Consider the following 15,918-nt stretch of genomic DNA (forward strand, 5'->3'; position numbering starts at 1 on the left):
CAAAGTGTTTCAAATTTCCGATGACAATATAAGTCAACTTCATTCTCATCAGAGCTTAAGACCGGGACGAACCGCCGCAAAACAATCATTGGCAAAACACCCGGCCATCTTGTTCGCTAATACAGATGGATGAGGCGAAACCCGCTGTACCCTCAACACTGATGTTCCTTGTTTCATTATAAAATATGCAACACCTGACATCCGTAGAAAAACGTACAATTTCTTGACATTCTCTTTCAGGAAATGTCATGCGTTACTGCATAAATAGCAAGCTGTGTCCGATCTCTCTGACCTGTCTTTTGAAGAATAACAGAAATATGATTTTTAACAGTTCCTATGGATAGATACAGTTCCGCAGCGATTTCTTTATTCGTTTTTCCCTGTCCAATCCGTTTCGTAATCGCCCGCTCTCTTTCCGTAAGATCAACATGCGGGGCGGCAGCTGCTTTTTTAGATTGCTTCAATAATCTCGGCATTACTTTTGCTGTTACTTCGTCATGCAGCACTACGCCGCCCTTCATCACACTGTAAACAGCTTCAATAAGCTTTTTTCCGTCAGAGGTTTTCAATAAGAAACCGCTCGCTCCTTCGTTAAGCGCTTCCAGTGCATATTCATCATCGTTAAAGGTGGTTAAGATTAAAATAGCTGTTTCTGGCCACTGATCTTTTATTTTTCTCGTTGCTTCAATTCCATTCATATCCGGCATACGGATATCCATAAAAATAACGTCAACTCGATGAGCTGCCATCTTCTCTATAGCCTCTAATCCATTACTTGCTTCACAGCTCACACGGATTTCGTTATCCTGTTCGAGAATCATTCGCAATCCTTGCCGTACAATCTCCTGATCTTCTACAAGCATAACGTGAAACATCCATTATCATCTCCTATTACTGTATGTTATCCGGGAATCCTGCCTGATAAAACAAATTTATCCGGCAATTGAATGATCTCTAATTTACCATCTTGTTCTTCAATACGGCTCCGCATATTTGTCAGACCAAATCCCGGTTCAAAAGCCTTCACCTCATAAATTGCATTCGTTATTTCAAATTGAATTGCTCCATCTGCAGATTTGCTTAATGTCACATGGACTTCACGACTGTTTGCGTGACGCATGGCATTGGTAATCCCCTCTTGAATAACTCTGTAAAGAAGTACACTTTTGACATTCGATATTGGCACAGATAATACACCATTTTTCATTGTGAAATGTACATTCAAATGACTTTCACTTTCTAATTTTCGAATTAGATAGACTACGGTTGCTATTCCTTCCGTTTCTTCCTCTTTTAATGCTTTTACAGCGTCTCTTGTTTCCTGTAAGCTTCTATTCGCTAACCCCTTCATTTGTCCTAATTCTAAATCTGGGTACTTAATAGACAGCATCTCTATTTGCATGATTAATGCGGTTAAATGATGTCCGACAGAATCATGCATATCTCTGGCAATACGTGTTCTTTCTTCTATCTTAGCATTTTCTTCAGCTGTAAGATGAAGCCGCTTCAATTGCCGATAGGAATCACTTAACTTATCATATAAATTTTTATAATATTGATCTTTGCTCCATTGTTTATGCAGGAGAAAGCTTAACGCAAAAACAAAAACACTTCCCAGAAACAGTGCATAGGAGATGGATGGAATAAATGAAAATAACAGACAGGTAATAACGGCCCCCGATAAAAGGATATAGTATGCATTTGTATGTAGCTGTCTGGCGGCTAATAACAAAAGTAACCATACTAAACCAGTAGAAAATAAAACATTTTCAGAGAAAAAGAATCCAGCACATAATATAATAATAATATTTCCGAGTAATAGATACAGCCGTTTTGTACGGAATGACAGCAGGAAAAACGAAGCCAGGCTCAGCGCAAATAAAAAGAAATGATAAGGGATGAACTTACTGCTGAATAGGAGTAAACCAATCCATAATATTGAAAAAAGCACAAATTGCAGCCAGAATAGTTTCATTATATCTCCTCTTCGTAAGACTTTATAACATCTAAGTAATTTGTAATGACACTCCAGGATTCTATTTTTTCTTCGAACGTTTTATTATACTTCCCTGGAACAGGACTTGTGGAAGGGAGCTTGATAACATCGATTTCCTGCTGCAATAGTGGAGAGATAAACTTCTTATACATTTGATAGGCCTTCGTTCCATTGCAGGCAATAAGCTGTATGGTTGGATATTCTTCTAAAAGACCCGCAATATCATTAGGCTCTTCTTCTTCAATATGTATATCCAGGCTTCCCTGCCGGTAACAATACCCAATTGTATCCCATAATGCTATGTGATTTTTCTTAATCAAGTGTATTTTTTCAGCATAAGTTTCAGCTGGCTTATCCTCTAAAATACGATACATTATTGGCCAGAAATGGTTTCTGGGATTTCCGTAGTACTCCTGCTCCTCCAGCGATTTTATGCTTGGCATGGAACCGACAATAAGAACTCTCGGCTTATTGCCGATAACAGGCGCAAACGATTGAAGCTTAGCCATAATGACCCTCCTCACTAATCTTTGACTACAAAAGAATAAACCTGGAATTTTGCAGAACTGCTTCTACAGCTCTACACTTTTAATAAACTTAGCCGGGTTTCCACCATAAATAACATTTGCAGGTACATCCTTTGTCACGACTGAACCAGAGGCAATTATTGTGTTATCTCCAATTGTTACACCGGGATTAATTATTGCTCCGCCGCCGACCCACACATTATTGCCTATAGTCACTGCTTTTCCAAATTCTATTCCAGAATTGCGTTCCTCAGGGTGAATTGGATGAGTAGCTGTATAAATATGTACCCCTGGTGCAAGCATACAATTATCACCAATACGAATCGGACAGATATCTAACATGACACAATTAAAATTTGCGTAAAAATTCTCTCCAACATGAATATTATAGCCATAATCACAGTGAAAATCAGGCTCAATAAAAAGGGATTCTCCTGTTGATCCAAATATTTCTTTCAGACAGCTTGTGCGTCTGACAGTGTCATCCTCTGTGAGCGCATTATAATAACGCATCATTTTCCGGACATGAAGCCGATCTTTTACAAGTTCGCTGTCTGCCGGATCATATAATTCTCCTGCTTTCATTTTCTCTTTTTCTATTGACATTATATCTCCTCTTTCATCTTATTCTTATTTTGTCTCTGCTCGCGATTTTTCCACCAGCGAATTATCCTTTTTATTTTATCGGAAATAAATGTATATAGTTTTTTTAATTCAGGACCAAAGAATATCCAAAAAAGGATATACAGATATCCTAATAAAAGAAAAACACCAATACCGCTTCTTCCTCTGGCCTGCTGCCATATATAAGCTATTTCATTCATACCTTCTGGTCGATTAATACTATATAAAAAGCTCACAAGCGGCAATAAAAGAGATAAAATAATAGCTAAAACCGCTAACACTTCATAACGCCTTCTCACCCATTGAATGATACCAATCAGCAATGCTGTTAATATTATAAGTCCATAGATAAATAGTGTACCATTTGACAAATCAGTCATTCCTGCACTTCCTCCTTCATTAGTTTACATAAAAAAGATATACTTTGATTTTAGCTCAGGTTGCTCTCAAATGCTAGCAATCAAATGAACTACCTGCTTATCCTCCTTAAAAATTTTAAAGCTGCAGTTTATTAGGTGCTCCTTTTCAACCTTCCGTATCTATTTCTCACCATTTACTTTTCTAATCAATCCGATTATTTCCCATTAATAATGCATATTGATACAAGTCCCATTCATAACAATATAAAGTAGATCATTTTTTACAAGGAGGAAATAATGACCGATAATAATCAAAATCCTCAACAAAAAAGACGCATACCTGTGCGAAAAACAGCAGTATCAACAGGAAACAAGCAGCCTGTTCGTCAACCTAAGCAGCCGGATAATCCTGAATTATTATATTCACAGACGGTTGGTAAGGAAGGCCCGGTACTTGAGCAAGATAGTATTTTGCATGAATCGCTGGAAACACTTGTTCACTCGAAGATTGTGGAGCGGCCTTTACATGTGAAAGGGACAGGGGCTTTCGGTTATTTCGAAACATTGAATAGTATGAGCGAATATACCAAGCTTCCCTTTCTGCAGCAGGCTGGTACAACCGTTCCTGTCGCAGTCCGTTTTTCGCTCGGAGCGAGCAATAAAGGCACCCCAGACACGTTACGAAACGTTCGTGGATTTTCAACGAAATTCTATACAGACGATGGAATCTTTGACCTTATTTGCAACCATATCCCTATCTTTTCGTTACGCGATCCTAGACGTTTTGCAGAAAGCGTGGAAGTAATGTCGCCCTCACCAAAGAACAATTTAATGGATCCGAACCGGGTTTGGGAATTTGTCGCCACCACTCCAGAGTCCATTAATTTTTTCGTCCAGCTTTATTCTGATCATGGTACAATCAAAAGTCTGCGGCGGATTCCTGGCCACAGTGTCAGTACGTACGTATGGCGAAATGCACAGGGAAAGCGCCACTACATTAAATACCTTTGGGTTCCATTTGATGGTGTGGAATATATTACAAATGAAGAGGCAGAGAAGCTTGCAGCGATGAATCCGGACTATGCCGCTGAAGATCTCTTCCAGACAATTGCCGGAGGAGAATCCGTAGAATACGGTTTGTACGTTCAAATTTTAGACCCCGAGGATGCAGAAAAACTGCCATTTGATCCGCTTGATGATACAAAAGTGTGGGATGAGGAATTATTACCTTTCCACCCTGTCGGCAAGATGGTACTCAACCGCAATCCTGACAATTACATGGAACAAGTAGAAAAGATTGCCTTTTCACCTTCAAATTTATTAGATGGAGCGGAGTTGTCATTTGATAAGATATTACAAGGGCGGTCGAATATATATTGGGATTCCCAACGTTATCGGATTGGACCGCAATTCCGTAAAGTGCCAATAAATGATCAGAAGCATTGGCAGCCAGATGATTTGCAGACAAGTGGAGAAGGAGAATTTGTAGAAGGGAGACTCGTGCGTTCAGATATACCAAAAGCAAAACAGGATGATTTTTCTCAAGCTGGAGAGTTCTATCAATCGTTATCGCCAACAGGAAAATCTCATCTTGTCTCGAACCTTGTCGCCGCACTGACAGGAGTACGCAGAGACTTACAAACGAAGGTGATTGAATATCTATCTCTTGCTTCCCCTGAGCTGGGTAAACGTGTATCGGAAGGATTACGCCAGTAAATTAAAAAACTACTGATTCATTGAAGAAATCAGTAGTTTTTCTTATCGTTTGTACTTTTTTATTATACTTCTTTTGCCAGTTCTCCAGTTTCCGTTTTACGTCGTGGAGTCATGTTAAATATAATATTTAAAACAATTGCTGTAACACTTCCCGCTACAATACCGTTACTCGTTAAAATTTGTAACGAAGATGGCAGTATATCAAACAATTCCGGTACAACTGTAACACCGAGTCCCATGCCAACTGAACATGCAATAATCATCGAATTTTCCGTCGACTCTGAAATGACTGCACCAAGCATTTTAATCCCCTGTGCTACGACCATCCCAAACATTGCCAGCATCGCTCCGCCTAATACCGAAGTCGGAATAATTGTTGTAACAGCAGCAATTTTAGGGATGAATCCTAATACAACCAGCATAGAACCAGTGATAACAATAACACTGCGTTTTTTTACACCGGTCATCTGCATAAGACCAACGTTTTGAGAAAAAGCAGTATATTGAAATGCATTGAATATTCCTCCGAGTAAAATTGCTAAGCCCTCTGCACGATATCCTTTGGATAAATCTTTTTCTGTTAATTTTTTCTTCGTAATATCACCCAAGGCAAAATAAACACCTGTTGATTCTACGAGAGATACCATTGCTACTAAAATCATTGTAATAATCGCTGACCATTCAAATGTCGGTGTTCCAAAGTAGAAAGGGTGCACCATATGGAAATAAGAAGCTTCTGCAACGGCTGAAAAATCAACTCTTCCCATAAACCCGGCAGCAATCGTTCCAGCACCTAAACCAATTAATATAGAGATAGATTTCACAAATCCAGTTGTAAATCGATACATTAAAATGATAAATAATAATGTTCCAAATCCAAGTGCGATATTAGCAAATGAACCAAAATCCGCTGCTCCTTCTCCGCCGCCTAAATTATTAATTGCTACAGGAATCAGAGTAATTCCAATAATCGTTACAACAGATCCCGTCACTACCGGCGGGAAGAAGCGGACAAGCTTACCAAAGAATCCGCTTATTAAGAATACAAATAATCCAGATACAATAATTGCGCCATAGATAGCGGAGATACCGTACTGTCCTCCGATAGCAATCATTGGTGCAACAGCGGTAAAGGTACATCCTAATACAACCGGCAATCCAATACCAATATACTTGCTGTTCATAACCTGAAGAAGCGTGGCTATTCCGCACATTAAAATATCAATAGCTACCAGATACGTTAATTGCTCGGTAGTCAGCCCTAACTCAGCTCCGACAATAAGCGGTACTAAAATCGCTCCGGCATACATCGCTAATAGGTGCTGTAAACCCAATGCTGCCATTTTCATTACTGATGAGCCTCCTCTTTAAAAGCCACTTGCTTATTTTCCAATGACTCGATAATAGCCAATGACTCTACAGTAATTCCTTTTTCGCGAAGAGCCTGTCCGCCTTCCTGAAATCCTTTTTCTATAACAATTCCGATACCGGCAACAGTTGCTTTTGCCTGCTCAGCAATATCCAATAATCCAAGAGCTGCCTGTCCATTGGCTAAGAAATCATCAATAACCAGCAGGTTATCGCCTTCTTTAATAAAGTCATGAGAAACAGAAACCTTGCTCGTTGTCTGCTTTGTAAAGGAATAAACCTCTGCGGTCAGAAGATTATCTGTTAAAGTCAATGATTGCCGTTTTCTTGCAAAAATCACAGGAACCCCCAGCTCCAGGCCTGCCATTGTCGCAGGAGCAATTCCTGATGATTCTAACGTAAGAATTTTTGTTATTTTTTTATCCCGGAATCGATTCGCGAATTCCTTCCCAATTTCTTGCATTAATACAGGGTCTATCTGATGGTTTAAAAAAGCATCCACTTTTAATACCGCATCTGATAAGACTTTTCCTTCTGCTATAATTTTTTCCTTCAGTAATTCCATGAATGATTCCTCCTAAAATGTAAAAAAGCCCAAAAATCTACTAATGGGAAAAGTAGATTTTCGAGCGTCTTGTCGAATGATCAAGAAAGCAAGTATTGTCTAGTGACAAAACACAAGCTTTTTTTATACTTTTCCATAGTCGGTCTATTTACGGTAAACCGGTAGAAACTTGCAGGCCTTATCCCCGCGATTATATGAAAAATATTCGTTTTGGGTTGAATTAAAAATTAAAGAATGCTTTTAGTATAGCACGTACATTCACAAAAACAAGGATTAGGAAAAAATTAAAATCTTTCAAATAATTTCGATAAAATTTTTTAGTTCTTTATTTTATTTTTCCATTCCAGAAATTCAATCCTGTTACCAAATGGATCATTTATATAGAATCTTTTAGCATTGGGAAGTTTATTATCCCATTTTGTCGAAATACCTGCACCTTCTAAATATGTTTGCAATGCATCGATTCCTGATACCTCAAATGCCGGGTGTGCTTTTTTCAAAGGAGTAAACGGCTCCTCAATTCCTATATGGAGGGCTATTTCACCATTCCTGAACCAGACACCCCCATTCGGTTTTAACGTCTCCGGTTTTTCTTCTTCCTTAAAGCCTAAGATATCTCTGTAAAACCTGATTGCTGTCTCTTCAGAATCTTTTGGTGCAGATAGCTGAACATGGTCTATTCTTTCTAATTGAAATGTCATATTACTTCTCCTCCCTGAAACAGTATTCATATAATAAGCATAGCAGGGATCAGGAAGAAGGAAAAATCGTATTTTATTATCTGTTTCAATTTGTTTTAGTTATAACTGAAACAGCAACTAAAAAGAGACCTATATAAATTAAATTAAAATTTAATCATTTTTATTATGATTAACTCAACTTTCGCACCTGAGAATAAACATCTATACCTTAACTATTCCATGATCATTATTCCGCTTGTATTTTGTTAAATCATCCTTCTATGAAAATGGAAATTGTGCATAGCTCCTGCAACCAACCACTACGCTTTCCATGGGGACGGCTTCAGCTCGCCCTGTTCCCATAGGAGTCTACGTGGTTGGTCTGCGCTCAGTTAGGCTTCTACAGCGAATGAAAGGAATCATATCCAGATGGGATTGGATGAAATAATCGCTTTTTGTTTGATGAAAAGACCATTTTAGTGTTTCAAATGGTTGATTTGGCAATTTAAATGATGATACAGCATGAATAGTAAATATCGGGAATAGCTTTTATGAACAGAAAGTAATGTGACGGGACATTTTTATATGCACCACGAAAAATATGTTCTTTACTGATCTAATTTCTATTGGCTCCGTTGTATTAAACAGTATAGAACCCCCTTCTAGCGAAGACGGACCGTTTTGACTCCTGAGGGAATAGCATCATCTGAAGATCCACTTTTGCCAAGTGCTCTTCTTGGCAAAAGTTAGCTGAAGAGCATGCCCCTAGGAAAGCAAAACGGTCCGCCGCAGCGGTGCCTTATACGTTACCTTCTTTCTAGATAGAGTTTATGTTTTGTCAAGAGATAGATGAAGGAACAATCAGCACCTATCACTATGATAAGCAAGTTATTTTTAGGTGCGAAAGTTGAGTTTCTTATAAATAAAAGTCTCCCGGTATCAGGAGACTTTTCACTGCATTATATACTGGTATAGCCGCCATCAACCAGCAAGCTTGAGCCTGTAATAAAGGAAGCCTCATCACTTGCTAAGAATAAAACAGCATTTGCCACTTCCTCTGGTTTTCCAAGCCGGCCAATCGGGTGGAGATTTATCAGCTCCTGTTTTGCTTCATCCGGAGCATTCTTTAGTAACGGTGTATCAATATAGCCCGGGTTTACATTATTAACACGTATTCCTTTAGCTGCATATTCCGCTGTCGCTGTTTGCGTTAACAGCTTTACACCGCCCTTTGCAGCTGCATAGGCACTTACACCTGCTTTGCCGACAAAACCGTGAATGGAGTCATTATTTACAATTGCTCCGCCACTTTTCTGTTTTAGCATTTGTTCAATTGCATATTTGTTCGTTAAAAATACACCTGTTAAATTCACATCAATCACTTTTTGCCAGGCTTCCAGGGATAATTCATGCAGAATTGTACTATTTCCGATTCCGGCATTTGCAAATACTACATCTAACCGCCCATATTTAGAGACTGTTTCATGCACTAATTTTTTGACGTCCTCTTCGTTTGTCACATCAGTTCTGATAAAGGTAGTTTCAAATCCTTTTTGATTTAGTTTTTCTGACAGATTTTCCCCATTCTCTGACATATCAGAGAGAACTACCCTGGCCCCCTGTTCAGCAAATTTTACAGCAGTCGCCTCTCCAATACCGCTTGCAGCTCCAGTTACAATCACTATTTTTTCATCAAATCGGTTTGCCATTTCCATTACTTCCCTTCTGTTCTTCAGCTAAAATTCATTATGCAGTATTCTTCCCAACTTAGAAAAAGAATACTCATTAACATGCTTCAAACATTAAAATCCCGATAGCGGTTAACGCTATCGGGATTGAGATTAAATTATGTATACAGGCCACATTTGCCGTACCATGCAATAAAAAGTTTTAAACCACCACTTCGCAAAGTGGGTGTCCGCAGAAACCTTCCTGTCTTCCATTCCTTTATGACGGCTCGACATTTCAATTTCGATGTAAAACTCCCTATTCCAACATTAGAGGTTAAAACTTTTATTGATACGAACAATGTAGCTTGTAGTTAATATAATACGCCTTTTTTCTGAAATACGCAATGATAAGGATAGCCTAATTTTTTCTTGTTAAAAAATTAAGAAGCACTATTCCCATTCTCTCATTTCCAGATAAATTAACCGGAAATAATATTGACGTGATATTTTCTTATATAGATTGCCCTGGAGCCCCTTATCAGGATAAAAACAGCTTTGTTGATTCACGGCCTGACTTTCTTTTAGCGCCTGTCTTCGGATAACCGCGGCGTGCATTTGCTTTTGACGAGAGCCATCTTTCCAAAAAGTGTTCGGCATCTCCATCCTGCTGGGCTTCCAATGCCTTCATCAAAATGGATGCAGAAGCCTTCGCATCTTCCAATGCATGGTGGTGAATCAATGGAATATCATGATATGCAGCGACGGTATGCAAACGGTGATTTTCCAGATGTGGCCACACACGCTGCGAAATTTTCACAGTACATAATGAAGCGTAAGCCGGATGTGCCAAATCATATTTTAATAAAGATTGACGCAATACGCTCATATCAAAGCTGGCATTATGTGCGACAATAATATGTCCATCCAGCTTTTCATGCAAGGTCGGCCATAGTTCTTTAAAGCTTGGAGAATCCTCCACATCATCTTTCTTAATTCCATGAATACGAATATTCATACTGCGAAAATCACTTAACGGATTTATCAGCGAATAATATTCATCGAAGATTTCATTCTCATCAAAACGGACAACTCCTATGGAACAGGCGCTGTTTCTTTTTTCATTTGCTGTTTCAAAATCTATTGCTGCAAACTTCATCGGTTATCAGCTCCTAATCACTTATAAATGCTTTTGCAGGAAGGCCATAGTAACTCTTCCCTTTTTTTGTTTTCACTTTAATTTTTGATTGTTTTTCTAAATAGATTAGCCGGGTCAGGGTTGCCATAAATTGACTGGCAAAGGCAAGACTTTTCATCGGTCCATATGCTTTTGACGTTAATTTAAAAGCTGTCATTTCCTCATGTTCCATAATCTCTATTAGTTGTTCCATTCTTTTTTCATGGCGATTTGAAATATCTGTTACTCGCTCATCCAGATGCTTAATCATATCACCATGACCAGGTAACGCCAGGCGTACAGGATATTTCTTCAATACATCCAATGCATAGAAATAATCCTCCATTGGGTTCAGTTCTTCCCCCATCCAAAGCCCAATTACAGGAGACAGATGATTTAATACATGATCACCGATGATCATTATCTCTGTGTCCGGCTGGTAGAAGCAATAATGATCAGGAGCATGGCCTGGTGTCCATATTGCCTGGTAAGAACGATTGCCAAGTGTTATCTCATCATTATCGCAAAAAAATCCATCCGGCTCAAATTTATAAATAGAAGATTCGTCCTTTATTTTTAATGGAATCGGCGGTGCTCCATGCTTTTTGATTAACTCTTTTATCCGGCTTTTACGGGCTTTTGTATCTCTGCCCTTACACATTTCTTCATAGCCGCGCTTAGAAACATACACAGGAATTTTATATATTTCCTGAAACCACCGAGCTAAGCCGATATGGTCCTCATGTGTATGCGTCAGTACAAGCTTCTCTATTTTATAGTTTTTGAAAACGCGTTCCCATAATTCTTTTGTTTCTGATGCATAAATTCCTGTATCAATCACGGTATAGCCATAATCGCCTTTAATTAAATAACTATTCACTTCTCCCATTGCCCCTTTAAAGCGGACAACAAGACAGTAAATGTCATCTGTTATTTGCTCCAGCATGTCAAATCTCTCTTTTCTGTAATCCTTTATACTGATATTCTATCGTTATTTTTAGCATTTGCAAAATTATACAAACTGGCTGGTTAAGATAATTAGGCTAAAGCAGTATAAATCAAGATGTGATAAAGAAATGCCAGCTTTATAATTCATATCGAGAATAGCTTTCATGCACCAAAAATAAGGATTGCTGAGCATGTTTACCATGCAACACGAAAAATTTGTTCTGTCAGGTCTACTTTTTATTTGTTCCGTTATTTCAGTATAGAATATCCTGCTAGCGGAGGCGGACCGTTTTGACTCCTGAGGGATTAGCACCATCTGAAGATCCATTTTTGCCAAGTGATCTTCTTGGTAAAAGTTAGCTGAAGAGCGTGCCCCTAGGAAAGCAAAACGGTCCGCCGTAGCGGTCGCTTTACACTTTACCTTCTATCTTTGTCAACAGATATATGGAAGATGATCACCCCCTGTTCCTATGGGTAGGAAGTTACTTTTTAAAGTGCGAAAGTTGAGTTATTATATTAAAGCAGACCATTCTCTAACTACAATAATTTTCATCAGCATACGAAAATTTCTCCTTTTAAAATAGGCTGTTGAGATATCTCAACAGCCTAAAATAATAAACATTTTTTATTCACGAATCTGTCCGTTTCCGGAAACAATAAATTTATTAGATGTTAAAGCTTTTAACCCCATCGGACCTCTGGCATGCAGTTTTTGCGTACTGATGCCAATCTCTGCCCCAAAACCAAATTCAAAACCATCCGTAAAACGTGTAGAAGCATTATGATATACCGTTGTGGCATCTACTTTTTGTTTAAAAGCTTCCGCATGGTTTTCGTTCTCTGTAATAATGGCTTCAGAATGTTTTGTACCATAGGTATTAATATGGTCGATAGCCTCATAAACATCCTTCACCGTTTTCACACTAATCTCCAGACCAAGATATTCTGTTTCCCAATCCGCTTCTGTTGCCGGCTGAACAAAAGGAATTTCTTCTACAACCCGTTCATCTCCATGTACAGTGATGCCGTTCTCAATCAGAGATGAAATCAAATCATTTCCATTACTGTCAAACCAATCCGACTGAATAAGCAAGGACTCAATAGAGTTACAAACAGAAGGGCGCTGCAGCTTAGCATTTAAAGTGATTTCTTTTGCCATCTTAAGGTTTGCAGTGTCATCAATAAAGATATGGCAATTTCCAGCTCCAGTTTCAATAACTGGCACACGGGATTCTCTAACAACTGTGTCAATTAGATTTTTTCCTCCGCGCGGAATAAGTACATCAAGATAATCATTTAAACGGAAAAGCTCACTCGCTGTTTCTCTGCTTGTATCTTCAATTAATTGAACTGCGTCGGGAATAACCGCACTGTCTGCCAGCGCTTCATGAATTACTTTAACAATTGCTAAATTGGAATGAATAGCAGAGGAGCTGCCCCGTAAAATGATGGCATTTCCTGTCTTTATTGCAAGCGTTGCGGCATCAACAGTAACATTAGGTCTCGCTTCATATATCATACCCACAACACCAATAGGAACTCGTGTATTGACTATTTTTAAGCCGTTATCCTTCTCAATCGTTTCAAGCACTTCACCAATAGGATCAGTCAAATCGATAATTTGCAGGATAGCATCTGCAATATCGTTAATTCGCTCTTTACTTAACTCGACACGGTCAAGGAGTGATTCGGATAATCCTTTCTCTTTCCCGGCTTGAATATCCAGATGATTTGCAGCAAGAATCGCTTTCTCATTAGTTCTCAATCCATCAGCAATTTTTAATAATGCATTATTCTTTTCCTCTGTTGTACATATTCCAATTTGATAACTGGCTTTTTTTGCAAGCCTTCCTTTTTCAATAACTTCACTCATGTCAATTCTCCTTTCATTGTCTCAAATGATACCCATTTGTCACGGTGGATAACTTCGATGGTCGGTACCGCGTGAATATAGGTTGATTCGCGCAATTTCATAACAGCTTCTAATTCTTCTGAGGAGCATTTTACCTGCCCTCTTCCTAATAAGGCAGACGTCCCATAAACCTCGACAACATCCCCTTTTGCAAAATAGCCTTCTACTGCTGTAATGCCAGGAGAAAGCAGACTGCTGCCATGATGCATTAAGGCTTTTTCTGCTCCTTCATCTACTACTAACCTGCCATCAAGATGCGAATGCAGTGAAATCCATTGTTTATTTGCCGGTAAATGTGCTTTTCTTTCACTATCAATATAGGTGCCGTCCCCCTCCCCTTTTAACATCTCTGCCAGCTTCTCTTTCCCGTGCCCGCGTCCAATAAATACTGGAATTCCTACGGAAGAAGCCATTTTAGCTGCCATCAGCTTCGATTTCATACCGCCTGTACCAACTTTGGATCCTGTTGCATCCGTCTGCTCAATTAGTTCGGTACTAAGCTTCATTAAATGGTCATATCGTGTTGCATCTGGATGTCTATTTGGATTTTTGTCATATATTCCATTGATGTCCGTTAAAATAATTAAATGATCTGCATGAATTAAACCGCTCACTAAAGCAGAAAGCATATCATTGTCTCCAAACGTCAGTTCATCAACGGCAATCGTATCATTTTCATTAATAATCGGCATTACCCGGCGCTCCAGCAATTCTTCCATCGTTGCATAAGCATTCCTGTATCGCCCCTGATCTGAAAAGTCACTTCTTGTTAGGAGTATTTGAGCAGCGGTAATACCATATTCTTTTAATTTTTCCATGTATGTTTGAATAAGCAGCCCTTGACCAACGGCCGCTGCTGCCTGTTTCCCTTTTTGTGTAACCGGTCTTGAAGAATATCCTAATTGTTTAAAACCGGCAGCTATTGCTCCAGAGGATACTAATATCACTTCCATATTACTCTTATGAAGCAGTGCCAGCGCATGGACATGATCCTCCAGCTGCTGCATATCAATTTCTCCATTTACATTAGTTAATGAACTGCTGCCTATTTTAACGACAATACGTTTTGCTGCCATTGTTATTCCACCTTTCACTGTCTAAAAACATTCCACAGGAAATGAAAAAACTCCCCCATCCCCAGTAAAAACGAAGGGACGAAAGAGTTTACTTCCGCGGTACCACCACAACTTAAATACAATACTATAAATGCGTGTTCAATAAAACTGGTGACTTTTGAACATCCTTACTAAGAATTGTATTCCACTTATCCCATGATAACGTCTGGGGAACGCTTATGTTTGCATAAGACTGATGAAGGCAGGTTCGGTAAATCAGCAATGAGGAATCTCGCAGCATCGGATAAAAACAAATAACTTATCCTCCGACTCCATCTCTGACATTGTGATGGCTTACTTACTGATCCTTCCATAACGTTCAATGTATTGATATTAATTATTAGCAGAATTTTGCTTCTTGTCAATAGAAAAATACAACTTATTTCTTTGAATACGATAACATTGATTCTAAAATATCAGAAAAGTATACTAAATACAATAATGTCATTTAAATTTATTATAGAGGGAGGGGTTTATACCCCATGTGCTTAATTACCTTTGCTTATCACGCCCATCCAAAATACAAATTAATTTTGCTCAGTAACCGGGATGAATTTTATAATAGGCCAACACTTCCCGCAAGGTTTTGGAAGGACAAGCCTGACATTCTTGGTGGAAGAGATTTGCTGCAGCTTGGGACTTGGCTGGCGGTTTCAAAGCAGGGAAAATTCGCAGCAGTCACAAACTACAGGGACCCTGAACTTCCAGAAGCTAAGACATTTTCCCGCGGTGAACTTCCGGTGGATTTTTTGTTACAGAATATTGACGGGAAAATGTTTTTAGACCAGCTTTCAAAAAATCGTCATAACTATGCTGGATATAACATTCTTTTCGGTGACAAGGACAAATTGTATCACTATAATAATGTGTATAATCAGGGCTCTGAAATAAAAGCAGGTGTTTATGGGTTAAGTAACGATACACTTAATACACCCTGGCCGAAAGTCGAACGTTCAAAAAGTGAGCTGTCGGATTATATACAGTCCCATACAGTAGTACAAACAGAAGATTTATTGCACAGTTTGAAAAACAACACACAGGCTGAGGATATATTTCTGCCCCAGACAGGGATTCGAAAAGATTTAGAAAAAGCATTATCCTCTATCTTTATCGAAACACCTGGCTATGGTACCAGAGCATCTACTATTTTACTGATTGATCACCACAAACATGTAACTTTTATTGAAAAAACGTATGATAAGGAGGATATATTTCAGCAGTATGAATTTTTGATTCAACCTGATTAAATCTTCGTACACAGGGA

The 15,918-nt window shown here is 38.8% G+C and carries 15 protein-coding genes, 1 other RNA gene and 1 riboswitch; of the genes, 2 read left to right on the forward strand and 14 right to left on the reverse strand.

Translation table 11 applies throughout. The features are described 5' to 3' along the window. Nucleotides 1–236: 236 nt before the first annotated feature. From OSO01_RS02365 to OSO01_RS02385, 5 genes are all read right to left on the reverse strand, one after another. Nucleotides 237–875, reverse strand: a complete 639-nt coding sequence (locus OSO01_RS02365; RefSeq protein WP_147208257.1) for a response regulator transcription factor — start codon at nt 873–875, stop codon at nt 237–239. A 26-nt stretch (nt 876–901) separates the two neighbouring features. Further along, nucleotides 902–1,975, reverse strand: coding sequence for a sensor histidine kinase (locus OSO01_RS02370; RefSeq protein WP_147208259.1), 1,074 nt, complete (start codon nt 1,973–1,975; stop codon nt 902–904). Continuing rightward, entirely contained in the window at nt 1,975–2,505 is a 531-nt protein-coding gene (locus OSO01_RS02375) for a DNA-deoxyinosine glycosylase (RefSeq protein ID WP_186813521.1), read from the reverse strand. The genes OSO01_RS02370 and OSO01_RS02375 overlap by 1 nt, the downstream gene beginning before the upstream one ends. Before the next feature lie 63 nt (nt 2,506–2,568). Beyond that, a complete protein-coding gene (locus OSO01_RS02380; protein WP_147208261.1) occupies nt 2,569–3,129 on the reverse strand; it encodes a maltose acetyltransferase domain-containing protein in 561 nt (186 codons plus the stop codon). Next, on the reverse strand, nt 3,129–3,527 hold the full coding sequence (locus tag OSO01_RS02385) for a hypothetical protein (RefSeq protein WP_147208263.1): 399 nt from the start codon (nt 3,525–3,527) through the stop codon (nt 3,129–3,131). Before OSO01_RS02385 ends, OSO01_RS02380 begins: the two co-directional genes overlap by 1 nt. A gap of 276 nt (nt 3,528–3,803) precedes the next feature. Between OSO01_RS02385 and OSO01_RS02390 the strand changes: the two genes are divergently transcribed. Next, nucleotides 3,804–5,222: a catalase gene (locus OSO01_RS02390; RefSeq protein WP_147208264.1), complete on the forward strand. Its 1,419-nt coding sequence runs from the start codon at nt 3,804–3,806 to the stop codon at nt 5,220–5,222. A 62-nt stretch (nt 5,223–5,284) separates the two neighbouring features. Here the strand turns inward: OSO01_RS02390 and OSO01_RS02395 are convergent, their stop codons facing one another. From OSO01_RS02395 to proB, 9 genes are all read right to left on the reverse strand, one after another. Continuing rightward, nucleotides 5,285–6,571 carry a nucleobase:cation symporter-2 family protein gene (locus OSO01_RS02395; RefSeq protein WP_147208266.1) on the reverse strand — a complete coding sequence of 429 codons (1,287 nt, stop codon included), beginning with the start codon at nt 6,569–6,571 and terminating at the stop codon, nt 5,285–5,287. Then, a complete protein-coding gene (locus OSO01_RS02400; protein ID WP_147208268.1) occupies nt 6,571–7,155 on the reverse strand; it encodes a xanthine phosphoribosyltransferase in 585 nt (194 codons plus the stop codon). The genes OSO01_RS02395 and OSO01_RS02400 overlap by 1 nt, the downstream gene beginning before the upstream one ends. A 116-nt stretch (nt 7,156–7,271) precedes the next feature. Next, nucleotides 7,272–7,373, reverse strand: a riboswitch (purine riboswitch). Nucleotides 7,374–7,472: 99 nt separating this feature from the next. Further along, the gene (locus OSO01_RS02405) at nt 7,473–7,856 is read right to left on the reverse strand and encodes a VOC family protein (protein WP_147208270.1); all 384 of its coding nucleotides are present in this window, start codon (nt 7,854–7,856) and stop codon (nt 7,473–7,475) included. A gap of 938 nt (nt 7,857–8,794) precedes the next feature. Then, nucleotides 8,795–9,544 carry an SDR family NAD(P)-dependent oxidoreductase gene (locus OSO01_RS02410; protein ID WP_147208272.1) on the reverse strand — a complete coding sequence of 250 codons (750 nt, stop codon included), beginning with the start codon at nt 9,542–9,544 and terminating at the stop codon, nt 8,795–8,797. Nucleotides 9,545–9,687: 143 nt separating this feature from the next. After that, a non-coding RNA gene (ssrS, locus tag OSO01_RS02415) (6S RNA) lies at nt 9,688–9,875 on the reverse strand. A gap of 168 nt (nt 9,876–10,043) precedes the next feature. Continuing rightward, nucleotides 10,044–10,661 (reverse strand): 3'-5' exonuclease, encoded by a 618-nt coding sequence (locus OSO01_RS02420; RefSeq protein ID WP_147208274.1) that lies wholly within the window; start codon nt 10,659–10,661, stop codon nt 10,044–10,046. A 13-nt stretch (nt 10,662–10,674) separates the two neighbouring features. Beyond that, the gene (locus OSO01_RS02425) at nt 10,675–11,625 is read right to left on the reverse strand and encodes an MBL fold metallo-hydrolase (RefSeq protein ID WP_147208276.1); all 951 of its coding nucleotides are present in this window, start codon (nt 11,623–11,625) and stop codon (nt 10,675–10,677) included. 627 nt (nt 11,626–12,252) lie between these two features. Beyond that, nucleotides 12,253–13,500: a glutamate-5-semialdehyde dehydrogenase gene (locus OSO01_RS02430; protein ID WP_147208278.1), complete on the reverse strand. Its 1,248-nt coding sequence runs from the start codon at nt 13,498–13,500 to the stop codon at nt 12,253–12,255. Beyond that, nucleotides 13,497–14,615 (reverse strand): glutamate 5-kinase, encoded by a 1,119-nt coding sequence (gene proB / locus OSO01_RS02435; protein ID WP_147208280.1) that lies wholly within the window; start codon nt 14,613–14,615, stop codon nt 13,497–13,499. The genes OSO01_RS02430 and proB overlap by 4 nt, the downstream gene beginning before the upstream one ends. A 521-nt stretch (nt 14,616–15,136) precedes the next feature. Here proB and OSO01_RS02440 point away from each other — a divergent pair. Beyond that, nucleotides 15,137–15,901, forward strand: a complete 765-nt coding sequence (locus tag OSO01_RS02440) for an NRDE family protein (RefSeq protein WP_147208282.1) — start codon at nt 15,137–15,139, stop codon at nt 15,899–15,901. The last annotated feature ends 17 nt before the right edge of the window (nt 15,902–15,918 follow it).

This window comes from Oceanobacillus sojae (genome assembly GCF_007991515.1).
Taxonomy (GTDB): domain Bacteria; phylum Bacillota; class Bacilli; order Bacillales; family Amphibacillaceae; genus Oceanobacillus; species Oceanobacillus sojae.

Bases quoted from the DNA above. Each gene is read 5' to 3' on its own strand.
- OSO01_RS02365 (WP_147208257.1), bottom strand. From the start codon at position 875: ATGTTTCACGTTATGCTTGTAGAAGATCAGGAGATTGTACGGCAAGGA.
- OSO01_RS02370 (WP_147208259.1), bottom strand. From the start codon at position 1,975: ATGAAACTATTCTGGCTGCAATTTGTGCTTTTTTCAATATTATGGATT.
- OSO01_RS02375 (WP_186813521.1), bottom strand. From the start codon at position 2,505: ATGGCTAAGCTTCAATCGTTTGCGCCTGTTATCGGCAATAAGCCGAGA.
- OSO01_RS02380 (WP_147208261.1), bottom strand. From the start codon at position 3,129: ATGTCAATAGAAAAAGAGAAAATGAAAGCAGGAGAATTATATGATCCG.
- OSO01_RS02385 (WP_147208263.1), bottom strand. From the start codon at position 3,527: ATGACTGATTTGTCAAATGGTACACTATTTATCTATGGACTTATAATA.
- OSO01_RS02390 (WP_147208264.1), top strand. From the start codon at position 3,804: ATGACCGATAATAATCAAAATCCTCAACAAAAAAGACGCATACCTGTG.
- OSO01_RS02395 (WP_147208266.1), bottom strand. From the start codon at position 6,571: ATGAAAATGGCAGCATTGGGTTTACAGCACCTATTAGCGATGTATGCC.
- OSO01_RS02400 (WP_147208268.1), bottom strand. From the start codon at position 7,155: ATGGAATTACTGAAGGAAAAAATTATAGCAGAAGGAAAAGTCTTATCA.
- OSO01_RS02405 (WP_147208270.1), bottom strand. From the start codon at position 7,856: ATGACATTTCAATTAGAAAGAATAGACCATGTTCAGCTATCTGCACCA.
- OSO01_RS02410 (WP_147208272.1), bottom strand. From the start codon at position 9,544: ATGGCAAACCGATTTGATGAAAAAATAGTGATTGTAACTGGAGCTGCA.
- OSO01_RS02420 (WP_147208274.1), bottom strand. From the start codon at position 10,661: ATGAAGTTTGCAGCAATAGATTTTGAAACAGCAAATGAAAAAAGAAAC.
- OSO01_RS02425 (WP_147208276.1), bottom strand. From the start codon at position 11,625: ATGCTGGAGCAAATAACAGATGACATTTACTGTCTTGTTGTCCGCTTT.
- OSO01_RS02430 (WP_147208278.1), bottom strand. From the start codon at position 13,500: ATGAGTGAAGTTATTGAAAAAGGAAGGCTTGCAAAAAAAGCCAGTTAT.
- proB (WP_147208280.1), bottom strand. From the start codon at position 14,615: ATGGCAGCAAAACGTATTGTCGTTAAAATAGGCAGCAGTTCATTAACT.
- OSO01_RS02440 (WP_147208282.1), top strand. From the start codon at position 15,137: ATGTGCTTAATTACCTTTGCTTATCACGCCCATCCAAAATACAAATTA.